This window comes from Paraburkholderia sp. BR10882, assembly GCF_040948855.1.
Taxonomy (GTDB): Bacteria; Pseudomonadota; Gammaproteobacteria; order Burkholderiales; family Burkholderiaceae; genus Paraburkholderia; species Paraburkholderia nodosa_A.
On sequence record NZ_JBFPKP010000001.1, the window covers coordinates 383244 to 396645 of the forward strand.

Consider the following 13402-nt stretch of genomic DNA (forward strand, 5'->3'; position numbering starts at 1 on the left):
ATTGTCAAATAAGGATTTGACTCTCAAGCCAGTTCGGTTAAAGCTACGCGTTAGCGCTTTATTGGGGTTTACGACTGCATGAGTCCGTCACTGACCGTTCGCCGTATCGCCGCCGATCAGGGTGCCGTGCTCCGCGAGCTTCGAACAGCTTCGCTGCGCGACGCGCCTTATGCATTCGGCGACACGCTCGAAGACGCGCTATCCGCCGATGTCGCCGTTTTCGACGCCGCGGCGGCCCGGCATGCGGTCTCGCACACGGGCACGTCGTTCATTCTCTATACCGAGGGCCATCCGGCCGGTCTGATCGGCGCGAGCTTCGAAAGCGCGCCGGCGCGCCGCGCGTTCGTCTCGGCGCTGTGGGTCGCGCCTGCGGTGCGTCATCTGAGCGGCGGCGAACTGCTGCTGAACAGCGCCATCGACTGGCTCGTGAGCGAAGGCGCCACGCAGGTCTACGCCTGGATCACCGACACGAACGCCACGGCCATGCGCTTCTACGAGCGCCTCGGCTTTGTCGCCACCGGCGACCACGCGCGCAGCCAGCAGCAGCCCGAGCAGTGGGAAACGCTGCTCATGCGCACGCTCGGCGAGCATACGAAGTCCGCTTCCTCGCCGTAACGCCCGGCGTTCGCGCCGCTGCGTGCGGCGTCGCGCGCGTTCCGCTGCCCTCCGCACGTCACACCGAAACACCATTAAAAATAATGGCCGTGTGCGTCCGCGCCTGTAAAATACGCAAAATTTTTAGCCGAACGCCATGTCGCCCAAGAAATCGCCATATTTTGAACTGAAGAGCGGTTCAGTCGATACGCTTCTGTTCGTGGTCAAGACGACCGAGCTCGACGCCACGCGCGCCGAGCTCACGCGGCGCTTCGAGGCGACGCCCGAATTCTTCGCGAACGACACTGTCGCGATCGACGTGCGGCGTCTCGCCGACGGCGAGCAGGTCGCGCTCGGCGACATCGCGCGCCTGCTCGAAAGCGTGCGCATGCGTCCGGTAGGCGTGGTTGCGCAACCTGAACAACACAGCTGGGCCGCTGCGGCAGGCCTGCCGTTCCTCGAGGCCCGCGACCGCCGCGGCGCGGGCGCGAAGCCGGCCGCCGAAGAAGGCGCAAGCGAAGGCGAGGCAGCGAATGCATCGGCGAGCGCATCCGCCACCGGTTCGGCCGCGCCGCACGCCACCGCTGCACAGCCCGAACTCTTTACGGCCGAAACGGACCCGGCCGCCGCCGAAGCGAGCGCAGCGGCAACGGTGAGTGCCGCGGCGGCCCTCGACGCCGGCGCGTCGGGCACGCGTGCGGAACCCACGCTCGTGATCGACCGGCCGCTGCGCTCGGGCCAGCGCATCTACGCGAAGGGCGACGTGGTCGTGCTCGGCCTCGTATCCAATGGCGCGGAAGTGATCGCCGAGGGCAACATCCACATTTACGCGCCGCTGCGCGGCCGCGCGCTCGCGGGTGTGCACGGCAACCACGACGCACGCATTTTCTGCACGAGCCTCGAGGCGGAACTGATTTCGATTGCGGGCATCTACCGTACGACTGAAGTTCCACTCGCCGACGACGTGCGGGGCAAGCCGGCGCAAATCCGGCTCGAGGAAGAAAAGCTGTTGATCGAACCGTTGAGGCTCACCTGAGTCGCAGCTCGAGCGTCGTGCGCAGGCGATCAGGGGCATGAGCGGCACGCGATGAGACCAAACTGAGAAACTGACGAACGCAAGGTAAGGGAATGGCAAAAATCATTGTGGTGACTTCGGGCAAAGGTGGTGTCGGCAAGACGACCACGAGCGCGAGTTTCGCATCGGGCCTCGCGTTGCGCGGCCACAAGACCGCGGTCATCGACTTCGACGTGGGCCTGCGCAATCTCGACCTCATCATGGGTTGCGAGCGCCGCGTCGTGTACGACCTGATCAACGTGATCCAGGGTGAGGCGAACCTCAATCAGGCGCTCATCAAGGACAAGAAGTGCGAAAACCTCTTCATTCTCCCGGCCTCGCAAACGCGCGATAAAGACGCGCTCACGAAAGAAGGCGTGGAGAAGGTGATCGAGGACCTGCGCAAGATGGACTTCGAGTACATCGTGTGCGATTCGCCCGCGGGCATCGAGTCGGGCGCGCTGCTCGCGATGCACTTCGCCGACGAAGCGCTCATCGTGACGAACCCGGAAGTCTCTTCCGTGCGCGACTCGGACCGTATCCTCGGCATGCTGTCGTCGAAGACGAAGCGTGCGATCGAAGGCAAGGACCCGATCAAGGAGCACCTGCTCATCACCCGCTACAACCCGAAGCGCGTGAGCGAAGGCGAAATGCTCTCGCTGAACGACATTCAGGAAATCCTGCGCATTGAACTGATCGGCGTGATTCCCGAATCGGAAGCGGTGCTGCACGCATCGAACCAGGGTCTGCCGGCAGTGCATCTGGACGGCACCGACGTCGCCGAGTCGTACAAGGACGTCGTGTCGCGCTTTCTCGGCGAGGACAAGTCGCTTCGCTTCACCGATTACCAGAAGCCGGGCCTCTTGCAGCGCCTCTTCGGTAGCAAGTAAGGGAGGCGAACGTCATGTCGTTTCTTTCGTTTTTTCTCGGCGAGAAGAAGAAGTCCGCCTCGGTAGCGAAGGAACGCCTGCAGCTCATCATTGCTCACGAGCGCGCAGGCGGCCATCCGCCCGCCGACTATCTGCCGGCCCTGCAACGCGAACTGGTCGCGGTGATCTCGAAGTACGTGAAGATCTCCGATGAAGACATTCGCGTGAGCCTCGAACGTCAGGACGATCTCGAAGTGCTCGAGGTCAAGATCGAGATTCCGCAGGCTTGAGTTTCAACGCGCGCAGCCACTGCGCTGCGCGCGTCGTTCGTCGTATCGCCCCGCTGTTCCTTCGCGCCTTCCCTTCTCCTGCGCCGTGCTTTGGCCCGGTCGCCTGTCTTACCGAAATATTCCGTTTCACATCACCCCGCGCCGTAACACCGCCGCTGTCAGCGCAACGCCGTGCTCGCGCATTGATCGGGTAACGCCAATCAAGGCGTCAAACAATCAAGGGTGGCCAACATGAACAACTCTATTCGCCTCTTCATCGCCAAGGTCGCAATCGTTGCCGCTGGCACCTGCGCGGTCGCGGCTCCGGCGCTTGCCGAAATCGTCGTGGTCGAGCCGAGCGCGCCGCCGCCTGCCGAACGTGTGGAAGTCGCGCCGGCGCCGCGCGTGGGCTACGTGTGGGACAAGGGCCACTGGCGCTGGGACCACGGCCAGTACGTGTGGGTGAGGGGCCACTGGCAGGCCGAGCGTGTCGGCTACCACTGGGTGCCGGGCCACTGGATCGCGCACGGCCCGAACTGGCGCTGGGTCGAAGGCCACTGGGCCGTCTGATCCTTCAAGCCTGAGGGGAGCCCTATCATGAGTAAAAAATTGCTCGCGGCGGCCGTGCTCGCGCTTATGCTGGCGGGCTGCATCGTCGTGCCGGCGCGGCCCATGTACGTGAGACCCGCACCGGTCGTCGTCTACTAGCCGTCGACCGTTTCTATCGCTCCTCGACGGATCGTCCCGACCGGGCCCGACACGCATTGGCGTGTCGGGCCCGGTGCGTTTTGCGGCGTACTTTGTCGACGCCGCACAGGGAACCTGTAAGAAAGGGACAGATTTCGCTCGTGCCGAATCGCCCATTCGCAGGTTGGCGCAAGGTTCGTCCGCTAAAATCTCCGCCAATCCCCTGAAGACTGGAATATCGGGCCCTGAGGCCCGCAGCACAATGAAACGAGTTTTGATTGTCAAAGTGACTTCGCTCGGCGATATCGTCGAGGCGCTTCCGGTCGTGGCCGACGTGCAGCGCGCCTTCCCCGGCGTGAAGGTCGATTGGGCCGCCGATGAGGCCTTTGCCGATATCGTGCGCTGGAATGCCGGCATCGACCGCGTGCTCTGCGCGCCGCTGCGCCGTTTCAAGAAGGCGCGCCGCTGGAGCGACTTCAAGTCGATCTGGGCGTCGATTTCGGAGTTGCGCGCCTACCGCTACGACGCCATCGTCGACATTCACGGCGTGTACAAGAGCGCGATCATCGCGTTTCTCGCGCGCGGGCGGCGCCGCTTTGGCTATCTCACGCAGGACCTCGGCGAGCGTGGCGCAGCCTTCGCGTACAACGGCCGTTTCGGGCCGCGTCCGAAGTGCGATGCATGGCACGGCATGCGCATCAGCGCCGGCGAGGCGCTCGGCTATACGGTCGACACGCCGCCCGAATTCCAGATGCGCGTTCCGCGCGACGGCACCGCGCTGCCCGCGCCCGACGCGCCCACGGCGCTGCTCTTTCACGCGACTTCGAAAGACGAGAAGAAGTGGCCGGTCGCGCATTGGGGGGAACTGGGCAATGCGTTGATCGCGCGTGGCCTGCGTATCGAGTTGCCGTGGGGATCCGATACCGAGCACGCCACGGCGCGCGAGATCGCGGCGCTCATCCCGGGCGCGACGGTGCTGCCGCGCCTCACGGTTTCTCAGGTCGCACAGCGCATCGAGGATTGCGCGCTCGTGGTCGGCACCGACACGGGGTTCGTGCATCTCTCGCACGCGCTCATCAAGCCGACGGTGATGGTCTTCGTTTCGACCGACGCCGAACACAGCGGCGTGCGTGCGCCCAATCGCTCGATCTCGATCGGCGATGGCCGTCACGTGCCGCCCGTGCAGGTGGCGATCGATGCCGTCGATCGCATCTACCCGGTGCGCGACGGCGGCGTGTCCGTGCCGTCATCGCGCGTTCACGCCGCTTGATTTTGGCGGGTCGCCACGCGCGTTGCGGCGGGCATTCCCCCGCCGTTTCCCATTACGAGCTTGTTAAAAGTGTCGTGCCTGTATTGCAGGGGCGCGCCTGACAGCGCGTGCAAAAGGCTTTGCGCTCCGATGCTGTTACACGGGCCATACCGCTGCTTACAAATTGCAACGCCTCACGCCTTCGCCGTCGTGTTCAATCGTAACCGTCCAGCCCGACATCGCATGGCCGGACACAGACACTGACTTGAAGGGAGAGACCACTGTGAAACGATTGACGCTTACCCTCATCGCCGGCGCATTGCTCGCGGCTTCGCTGGGCGGCTGCGTCGTGGTGCCGGCCGGCGGCTACTACGGCGGCGGCTACCATCACGGCTATTACTATCGCTGATCGCCGCCGGACGGTGCCGCACCAACGGTACCAGCGGCACAGCAGCCTTCAGGCAAGCAGCATTTCAATCGCGATAACCGCGGCAATTGCCGCGGCGTTCGCGGCCAGCGCTTCGAGCAGGACCGCACGCCAGCTCGCGGTGCGCAGGCGAAACGCCAGCAGGAGCGAGATGCCCAGGGCGAGGGCGATGATCAGGACAATGTCGGCGTTGCTCAGATGCAGGTTCATCGTCGGCTCCCCCGGGAGATCGCTCCCCGCTAGCTGATTCGAGTATAGACACGCCTCGCGCGTACCCAAAGCGATCAAAAAAGGCATAAAAAAAGCGGAGACCGCCTGGCGGCCTCCGCTTTTTCATTGTTGCGGCGTTGCGTTACGAGAGCGACGTATGGCGCGTCTCGCGCATGCACAGGACACCGAACAGGCTCACGCAGGCGGCGATCGACACATACGCGCCGACCCACGAGAGTCCGCCGCGCGCGGCCAGCACCTGCGCGATATACGGCGCAACCGATGCGCCAAGAATGCCGCCCAGGTTGTACGCCACGCCCGCGCCCGTGTAGCGCACGCTGGTCGGGAACAGCTCCGGCAACAGCGCGCCCATCGGCGCGAACGTGGCGCCCATCAGGAACAGCTGGATCACGAGGAAGAGCAGCACGAGCGGCGTGGCACCGCTGCCGAGCAGCGGCTCCATCGTGAAGCCCGAGAGAATCGCCAGAATGCAGCCGACGATCAGCACGGGCTTGCGGCCGAAGCGGTCGGAAAGCCAGGCCGAGATCGGCGTCGCGATACCCATGAACACCACCGCGATGCACAGCATGCCGAGGAAGGTCGGGCGCGGAATGTGGAGCGCCGTCACGCCGTGCGAGAGCGAGAACACCGTGGCGTTGTAGAAGAGCGTGTAGCACACGACCATGGCGAGCGCGCCGAGCAGCGTCGGCCACCAGTACTGCGAGAGCAGCGTCGCGACCGGCACCTTGACACGTTCCTCGCGCTCGACAGCGGCCTTGAAGGCGGGCGTTTCGGCGATCTTCATGCGCACGTACAGACCGAGCGCGACGAGCACCGCCGAGACGATGAACGGCACGCGCCAGCCCCAGTCGCGGAACTGCTGGTCGGAGAGCGTCGAAGCGAGGCCGAAGAAAAGGCCGTTCGAGGCGAGAAAGCCCACCGACGGCCCGAGCTGCGGGAACATGCCGAACCAGCCGCGCTTGCCTTGCGGCGCGTATTCCGTCGCGAGGAGCGCGGCGCCGCCCCATTCGCCGCCGAGGCCAATGCCCTGGCCGAAGCGCAGGATGCACAGCAGGATCGGCGCGAGGCTGCCAATCGCGTCATAGCCGGGCAGGAAGCCGATCAGCGTGGTGGAGAGGCCCATGACGAGCAGCGACGCCACCAGCGTCGATTTACGGCCGATACGGTCGCCGAAGTGGCCGAAGATGAACGAGCCGATCGGCCGCGCGACGAACGCAATGCCGAAGGTGACGAACGCCGAGAGCGCCTGCGCCGTAGCCGAACCGTGCGGGAAGAACACGGGGCCGATCACGAGCGCGGCGGCCGTTGCGTACACATAGAAGTCGTAGAACTCGATCGCGGTGCCGATAAAGCTCGCAAAGATCACGCGCGCGGTGCTTTGCTGCTTCGCTGCGTTTGCCTGATCGGCGCGCGCGGGCGAAATGGGTGAGGTGGACATTCAAGGGTCTCCAGTCGTTGTGACGCGCTTGCGCCTGAGTCTTGCGTGGCTTTGCGCGGGCGTCTTTGTACAGGCTCGAAGCGTAGCGGGGCGCGTGCCTGATGCTCGACGCTCCGGCAGCGTCCGTCAGGCGGCGACGCTTCGCCAGTATGCAACGCACAGCGCGGGCCGTGCGCGTTGATTCCCGACCGGCCAAAGCGCGCGCCGATAGGCGCAAGAAGGCGAAAGCGCGGTCGAAGCCTCACGCGGCCGCGCGGATGGCGCATGGCAAGAGGTATGGCCGGCGGGCGCCGGCTGGGGATAGCGAAAAATTATAACGACCGTGCGCGCCGTGCAGCAAGGCGGGCGTAAGCAGGCTCGCGCGCGTCAGGTATCGCGCGAAGCGCGTTGGTCACTGGTAGTTCTGCGCCTGCGGCGAGGCGAGCGTGCGCAACTGGAACTTGCCGTTGTCGTTGAAGAGCCAGTCCTCGAACATCTCGAGCTGGCCCGCGGAATTGAGCAGGCCGCCCGGCGGCGGCGGCAGAGGCGCGGCGCGGCGCAACGTTGCGAGGGCAGTGGCTTCGGCTTCGTCGTCGCCGTTGGTCCGGTAAACCGACGACTTCACGATCTGGCCATTGCGATTGACCGTGAACGACACGACCACGAGCGAGCGCAGCATGGCCTGGGGCGCGCCGTGCAGAACGTAGGACGGGTTGTGCTCGACGATGTGTTTCGCCACCGTGGTGCGGTAGTCGTCGAGTGTGGCGCTATTGATCGCCGCGGGGGGAATGACGAGAAGCGGCCTGGGCGGCGGCGTGATCGTGCAGGCGCCGAGGCACCCGAGCATCGCGAGCAGCAAAACCAGACCGAGGCGCCGTGCGAGGGAGGCGCTGTGTGCGGACGAACCGCAAGACCACTGGACGCGGATGAGCATGTCGAACAAGCTCGGAAGCGGAACCTGAATCGAGCTTAGACGATACGCAGCGGGAAGCAATCAGAACTGTCCCGCGTAGTCACGGGACTGGCGAAACGGCGAGGGTATTCGAGGTGCTTATTCGACCGGGAACTGCGCGCAGGGATCGGCCGCGGTGGTTGCGCAGGCGTACGAGTATTCGCCGCTCTTCAGGAACAGCTCCTTGCCGACCTGGAAGTTGTCACGCAGATTGGGCGAGCTTTCCCACGCGATGTAGCTGGAGCACATCACGGCGAACAGGACGACGAGCGAAAACGCGAATTTCTCGAGCAGTTGGTATTGGTGCGGCATGGCGATCTTTCCCATCAATGGGTAGCATTTTACCTCATGGTTAGGGTTTTCACCTAGTGAATTGAGCGCGATTTTCTGGGGCGATTTTTGGGTTTGACCCTTTAATTGTTGATTGCCGTGTCATACGCTCGGCGCGAGATGATCAGCGCAAAATAACTCGCAGTCCTGATTACTGAGGGTGCAATGCTGACCACGCATTTTCGCGTAGCGCAGGGCAGGCATCTCGTTGATCGATGGCGTTTCGGCCTGAGGGCCGGCATCTTGACGACACGCTGGCGTTCAGTCGCGCCAGGTTTCACGAATTGGCGGAGGCGGTGAGATTCGAACTCACGGAAGGGTTACCCCTTCGCCGGTTTTCAAGACCGGTGCATTCAACCACTCTGCCACACCTCCGAAGCCGCGCATTGTAACCCGAAACGCACGCGCGACGGCAGTCGCACAGGCGACCGGCGTCGACCTCAGTGCGGGTCTTTCAGGAACAGCGCCTGCAAGTCGTTGAGGAAGCGCTGCCCCAACTCGGTCGGCGCGATCTTCTCGTAATCGCGCGTGATGAGCCCGCGCCGCTCCGCTTCCTGCAGCGCCGGTTCGATCGTTGTGATCGGCAGGCCTGTGCGCTCGATGAAACGATGTACCGGAAACCCTTCCACGAGCCGCAGCGCGTTGAGCATGAACTCGAACGGCAAATCGCGCGCGCTCACTTCGTGCTCTTCCTGGACCGGCGTGCCCGCGCGCGCCTGTTCGATAAAGGTCGCCGGATGCTTGTAGCGCGCCTGGCGCACGATACGGTTCGGAAACGAGAGCTTCGTATGCGCGCCGGCGCCGATCCCGAGATAGTCGCCGAAGCGCCAGTAGTTAAGGTTATGCCGGCATTGGCGATCCGGCTGTGCGTAAGCCGAAACCTCATAGCGTCCGTATCCCGCGCCCGACGTGCGCTCGTGAATCCAGTCCTGCATGTCGGCGGACTGGTCGTCGTCGGGCAGGGCGGGCGGAAACTTGGCGAACAGCGTGTTCGGCTCGAGCGTCAGGTGATACAGCGACAGATGCGGCGGCTTGAACGAGAGCGCCGTATCGATGTCGGCCTGGCATTCCGCGAGCGTCTGCTGCGGCAGAGCGAACATCAGGTCGAGGTTGAAGTTGTCGAAAGTATTCGCCGCGACCTCGACCGCATGGCGCGCCTGCGCCGCGTCGTGAATGCGTCCGAGCGCCTTCAGATGCGCCTCGTTGAAGCTCTGGATGCCCACCGAAAGCCGGTTCACGCCGCTCGCGCGAAACTGCGCGAACTTCGCGGCTTCGAAGGTGCCTGGATTCGCTTCGAGCGTGATCTCGGCGTCAGCGTCGAGCGGCAGCAGGGCGCGCACGTCCGAAAGCAGTCGATCGAGACCCGCCGCGGAAAGCAGGCTGGGCGTGCCCCCGCCGATGAACACCGTATGCACCTGGCGCCCCCAAACGAGCGGCAGCGCCTGTTCGAGATCGGCGCGCAGCGCGTCGAGGTAATCGTCTTCGGGGAAGCGTTCGCCCTTCCATTCATGCGAGTTGAAATCGCAATACGGGCACTTGCGCACGCACCACGGAAAATGCACGTAGAGCGCGAGCGGTGGCAGCGACGTGAGGCGAATGCTGCCAGGCATCGTGAACGACTGGACCACTTCGATGCCGATTCGATGCTGCTGGCTCACGCTTCCTCCTGGAGGCGCGCGAGCAGTTGGCGCAGCGCGATGGCGCGATGGCTCGACGCGTTCTTGAGCGCCGGATCGAGCTCGGCGGCCGTGGCCTCGAGTTCCGGAATGTAGAAGTAAGGGTCGTAGCCGAAGCCGTTGTCGCCGCGCGGCACGTCGAGTATTACGCCGTGCCAGCGGCCTTCGGCGATGAGCGGCTCGGGGTCGTCGGCATGGCGCACGAGCGCGAGCACGCAATAGTAGTAACCGCGGCGATCCGCGCGATCTCTCAGGTTCGCGACGAGCAGCGCGTTGTTCGCCGCGTCGCTCTTCTCGCCCCCCGCAAGCTGCGCGTAACGCGCCGAATACACACCCGGCGCGCCGTGCAGTGCGCGCACGCACAGGCCCGAGTCGTCGGCGAGCGCGGGCAGCCCCGTGAGCTTCGCCGCGTGGCGTGCCTTGGCGAGCGCGTTTTCCACGAAGGTGGGGTGCGGTTCCTCGGCCTCGGGCACGTTGAGTGTGCCTTGCGGCACGAGCTCGATGCCGGCCGCGCCGAGCAGCGCCGCGAACTCGCGCAGCTTGCCTGCGTTGTTCGAAGCGAGCACGACGCGCGAGAGCGCGTCTGCCGCGGTTTTAGCCGCTGAATCCGGCTGCAGATCAGCCATGCGAAATCTCCAGCGCCGCCTTTTGCTTCTCGATCAGCGAGCGGATGCCGCTTTGCGCCAGATCGAGCAGTGCATTCAGTTCTTCTCGCGAGAACGGCGCACCTTCCGCTGTGCCCTGGACTTCGACCATGCCGCCCGAGCCCGTCATGACGATGTTCATGTCGGTGTCACACTGCGAGTCTTCGTCGTAGTCGAGGTCGAGCACGGCCACGCCGTCGTATACGCCCACCGAAATTGCGGCGACGTAGTCGGAGATCGGCGAGCGTTCGATGCGGCCCGTGGCCAGCAGCTTCGAGACGGCGTCGTGGGCCGCCACGAACGCGCCCGTGATGCTCGCCGTGCGCGTGCCGCCATCGGCCTGCAGCACGTCGCAATCGATGTTGATGGTGCGCGCACCCAGCGCTTCGAGGTCGAACACGGCGCGCATCGCGCGGCCAATCAGGCGCTGGATTTCCTGTGTGCGGCCCGTTTGCTTGCCGCGCGCGGCTTCGCGGTCGCTGCGCGTGTGCGTGGCGCGCGGCAGCATGCCGTATTCGGCGGTGAGCCAGCCCTGGCCCTTGTCGCGCAGGAACGGCGGCACGCTTTCGGACACGCTCGCGGTGCACAGCACCTTGGTGTCGCCGAACTCGACGAGGACCGATCCTTCGGCGTACTTCGTGTAGTTGCGGGTGATGCGGACTTCGCGAAGCTGGTCGGCGGCGCGGCCGGAGGGGCGCTGGATGGATTGGGTCATCGTGAAGGTGCGCGAGGGCACGAGAGGGAAGGGGAAAGCGTGATTTTACCGCCTCCGCGCGCCTCGCGACGGGCACGCCCGGAAGGCGGCGGGAGCGCGAAAACGGGGTCGCCCCGGCCAGGCGGACCGCGCAGCCCGCGCTTGCGAAGGCGCGCCCTCAAAAATGGGATAATGCGATTTCTCCGCCCCGCGCTTTTCGTCCATTCGCGACAACACGCCGGGCGCCTCGATTTCCTCGCCGTGACCCGCGCGCCCAGCGCACGACGCCACGGCTTTCTTCGCGAGACGAACCATGATTTACAGCATGACCGGCTATGCCAGCGCCACGCGCGAGCTTGCTGCGGCTTCGGGCACGGGCGGCGCGAGTGTCTCCGTCGAATTTCGCACGGTGAATTCGCGCTTTCTCGATCTGAATTTCCGCATGCCCGAAGACGTGCGCGTGTGCGAGCCCACGCTGCGCGAAATGCTGATGACGAAGCTCTCGCGCGGCAAGGTCGACATCCGCATCAACATCCAGAAGAGCGAGCAGGGCGCCAATGCGGGCGCGCTCAACCGCGATGCGCTCGATCAACTCGCCGGGCTCGAGCGTGCGGTGCTCGAAGCGTTTCCCGAGTCGGGTCGTCTGCGCACGGGCGAGATCCTGCGTTGGCCCGGCGTGCTGGCGGAAAGCGGCGTGGCGCCCGAAGTGCTGCGCGACGCCGTGCTCGGCTGTGGCAAGCAGGCCATCGCCGACCTGATCGAAGTGCGCGCGCGCGAAGGCGCGCAGCTCGCCAACATGCTGCTCGCGAACGTGACCGAAATGGAGGCGATCGTCGCACGCATCACGCCGCTCGTGCCGGAGCTGATCGCGAAGCACCAGCAGAAGATCGTCGAGCGCCTGCAGGAAGCGCTCGGCATCGCCGCGCCGGACAGCAACGGCAACGGCGGCAGCATCGGTAACATCTCGCGCGAAGAAATCGCCGAGCGCATTCGCCAGGAAGTGACGATGTATGGCATTCGCATCGACATCGCCGAAGAGCTCTCGCGCCTCACGGCGCACCTGAACGAAACGCGTCACGTGATCGAGAAGGGCGGCCGGGTCGGCAAGCGTCTCGACTTCATGATGCAGGAGCTCAACCGCGAAGCGAACACGCTCGGCTCGAAGGCGGCGGCGAAGGAACTCGCGGACGCCTCGATGACGCTCAAGCTGCTCATCGAGCAGATGCGCGAGCAGGTTCAGAATCTCGAATGAAGGAAGCAACGAACATGACCGACCAAAGCAGCGCCCCCAAAACGGACGCGAAGCACGACAAAAAGCGCAATCCGTATGCGGGCATGTACCCCGGCAACCTCTTCATGGTGGTGGCGCCTTCGGGGGCGGGCAAGTCGACGCTCGTGAACGCGCTGCTCGCTGAAGACAGCGCGATCCGCCTGTCGGTTTCGTACACGACGCGCGCGCCGCGTTCGAAGGAGCGCGACGGCGAGCACTATCACTTCACGACCGTCGACGACTTCCTCACGCGCCACGCCGCGGGCGAGTTTCTCGAGAGCGCGGAAGTGCATGGCAACTACTACGCCACGTCGCGCGTGTGGATCGAAGACCAGATGAAAATCGGCCATGACGTCCTGCTCGAAATCGACTGGCAAGGCGCGCAGCAAGTGAAGAAGCAGTTCCGCAATGCGGTGGAAATCTTCATCCTGCCGCCCTCGCTCGAAGCGCTCGCCGACCGCCTGAAAAAGCGCGGCGAAGACGAGCCGAACGTCATCACGCGGCGCCTGCTCGCAGCGGGCAGCGAGATCGCGCACGCGAGCGAATCGGAGTATGTCGTGATCAACGAGAACTTCGATCGCGCGTTGCAGGAGCTGCGCAATATCGTGAGTGCTACGCGCCTGCGCTTCGCTTCGCAATACGCGCGGCATACCGAGCTCTTCGTGCAGCTCGGTATCCACCACCCGCAGCCCGGCGCGTCGGGCACATAAGGTAGAATAAGAACCTGCTGAGAATGAGAAGGAACCCGACATGGCCCGCATCACCGTCGAAGATTGTCTGAAACAGATTCCGAACCGCTTCGAACTGGCGCTCGCCGCGACGTATCGCGCCCGCCAGCTCGCACAAGGTCACACGCCCAAGATCGAAAGCCGCGACAAGCCAACCGTTGTCGCGCTGCGCGAGATCGCGGCTGGCCAGGTCGGCCTCGAAATGCTGAAGAAGGTGCCCGTCTAAGGGCGCGTTCCGAGGCATTGTCGATCGCCATGTAGTTCGTACCGCCGCAGCCGCTTAACCGTCAACGCCAAACCTGATACGGAGG

Annotated in this window: 17 protein-coding genes and 1 tRNA gene; 10 read left to right on the forward strand and 8 right to left on the reverse strand. The window is 64.6% G+C overall.

Going from position 1 to position 13402, the window contains the following annotated elements:
• Positions 1–78: 78 nt before the first annotated feature.
• From AB3X99_RS01735 to AB3X99_RS01765, 7 genes are all read left to right on the forward strand, one after another.
• Positions 79–615, forward strand: a complete 537-nt coding sequence (locus tag AB3X99_RS01735; protein ID WP_069262697.1) for a GNAT family N-acetyltransferase — start codon at positions 79–81, stop codon at positions 613–615.
• A 136-nt stretch (positions 616–751) separates the two neighbouring features.
• Positions 752–1630 (forward strand): septum site-determining protein MinC, encoded by an 879-nt coding sequence (minC, locus tag AB3X99_RS01740; protein WP_368615983.1) that lies wholly within the window; start codon positions 752–754, stop codon positions 1628–1630.
• A gap of 92 nt (positions 1631–1722) precedes the next feature.
• Positions 1723–2538 carry a septum site-determining protein MinD gene (gene minD, locus AB3X99_RS01745; RefSeq protein ID WP_042260914.1) on the forward strand — a complete coding sequence of 272 codons (816 nt, stop codon included), beginning with the start codon at positions 1723–1725 and terminating at the stop codon, positions 2536–2538.
• Positions 2539–2552: 14 nt separating this feature from the next.
• The gene (gene minE / locus AB3X99_RS01750) at positions 2553–2807 is read left to right on the forward strand and encodes a cell division topological specificity factor MinE (RefSeq protein WP_027795398.1); all 255 of its coding nucleotides are present in this window, start codon (positions 2553–2555) and stop codon (positions 2805–2807) included.
• Between the two features lie 231 nt (positions 2808–3038).
• Positions 3039–3356 (forward strand): YXWGXW repeat-containing protein, encoded by a 318-nt coding sequence (locus tag AB3X99_RS01755; protein WP_368615984.1) that lies wholly within the window; start codon positions 3039–3041, stop codon positions 3354–3356.
• A gap of 379 nt (positions 3357–3735) precedes the next feature.
• Positions 3736–4743 (forward strand): lipopolysaccharide heptosyltransferase I, encoded by a 1008-nt coding sequence (waaC, locus tag AB3X99_RS01760; RefSeq protein WP_368615985.1) that lies wholly within the window; start codon positions 3736–3738, stop codon positions 4741–4743.
• A 262-nt stretch (positions 4744–5005) separates the two neighbouring features.
• A complete protein-coding gene (locus tag AB3X99_RS01765; protein ID WP_256094537.1) occupies positions 5006–5131 on the forward strand; it encodes a hypothetical protein in 126 nt (41 codons plus the stop codon).
• Positions 5132–5179: 48 nt separating this feature from the next.
• On the opposite strand, the gene AB3X99_RS01770 is transcribed toward AB3X99_RS01765, so the two are convergent.
• From AB3X99_RS01770 to rph, 8 genes are all read right to left on the reverse strand, one after another.
• Entirely contained in the window at positions 5180–5359 is a 180-nt protein-coding gene (locus AB3X99_RS01770) for a hypothetical protein (protein ID WP_069262693.1), read from the reverse strand.
• Between the two features lie 142 nt (positions 5360–5501).
• Complete coding sequence (locus AB3X99_RS01775; RefSeq protein ID WP_069262692.1) at positions 5502–6818, reverse strand: MFS transporter; 1317 nt, start codon at positions 6816–6818, stop codon at positions 5502–5504.
• Positions 6819–7209: 391 nt separating this feature from the next.
• On the reverse strand, positions 7210–7644 hold the full coding sequence (locus tag AB3X99_RS01780) for a TonB family protein (protein ID WP_256094568.1): 435 nt from the start codon (positions 7642–7644) through the stop codon (positions 7210–7212).
• A gap of 204 nt (positions 7645–7848) precedes the next feature.
• Positions 7849–8061 carry a hypothetical protein gene (locus AB3X99_RS01785; RefSeq protein WP_028205175.1) on the reverse strand — a complete coding sequence of 71 codons (213 nt, stop codon included), beginning with the start codon at positions 8059–8061 and terminating at the stop codon, positions 7849–7851.
• Positions 8062–8364: 303 nt separating this feature from the next.
• Positions 8365–8454 (reverse strand) — tRNA-Ser (locus AB3X99_RS01790).
• 65 nt (positions 8455–8519) lie between these two features.
• Positions 8520–9689, reverse strand: coding sequence for a radical SAM family heme chaperone HemW (hemW, locus tag AB3X99_RS01795; RefSeq protein WP_141710614.1), 1170 nt, complete (start codon positions 9687–9689; stop codon positions 8520–8522).
• A 44-nt stretch (positions 9690–9733) separates the two neighbouring features.
• Positions 9734–10381, reverse strand: coding sequence for an RdgB/HAM1 family non-canonical purine NTP pyrophosphatase (gene rdgB, locus AB3X99_RS01800; protein WP_368615986.1), 648 nt, complete (start codon positions 10379–10381; stop codon positions 9734–9736).
• On the reverse strand, positions 10374–11114 hold the full coding sequence (gene rph, locus AB3X99_RS01805) for a ribonuclease PH (protein ID WP_342948546.1): 741 nt from the start codon (positions 11112–11114) through the stop codon (positions 10374–10376). Before rph ends, rdgB begins: the two co-directional genes overlap by 8 nt.
• 292 nt (positions 11115–11406) lie before the next feature.
• Between rph and AB3X99_RS01810 the strand changes: the two genes are divergently transcribed.
• Genes AB3X99_RS01810 through rpoZ form a run of 3 tightly spaced genes read left to right on the forward strand, consistent with a single transcriptional unit; the run spans position 11407 to position 13317 of the window.
• Complete coding sequence (locus AB3X99_RS01810) at positions 11407–12345, forward strand: YicC family protein (protein WP_368615987.1); 939 nt, start codon at positions 11407–11409, stop codon at positions 12343–12345.
• A gap of 14 nt (positions 12346–12359) precedes the next feature.
• A complete protein-coding gene (gene gmk / locus AB3X99_RS01815; protein WP_069262947.1) occupies positions 12360–13073 on the forward strand; it encodes a guanylate kinase in 714 nt (237 codons plus the stop codon).
• 40 nt (positions 13074–13113) lie between these two features.
• Positions 13114–13317 carry a DNA-directed RNA polymerase subunit omega gene (gene rpoZ, locus AB3X99_RS01820; protein ID WP_006400783.1) on the forward strand — a complete coding sequence of 68 codons (204 nt, stop codon included), beginning with the start codon at positions 13114–13116 and terminating at the stop codon, positions 13315–13317.
• Positions 13318–13402 lie beyond the last annotated feature (85 nt).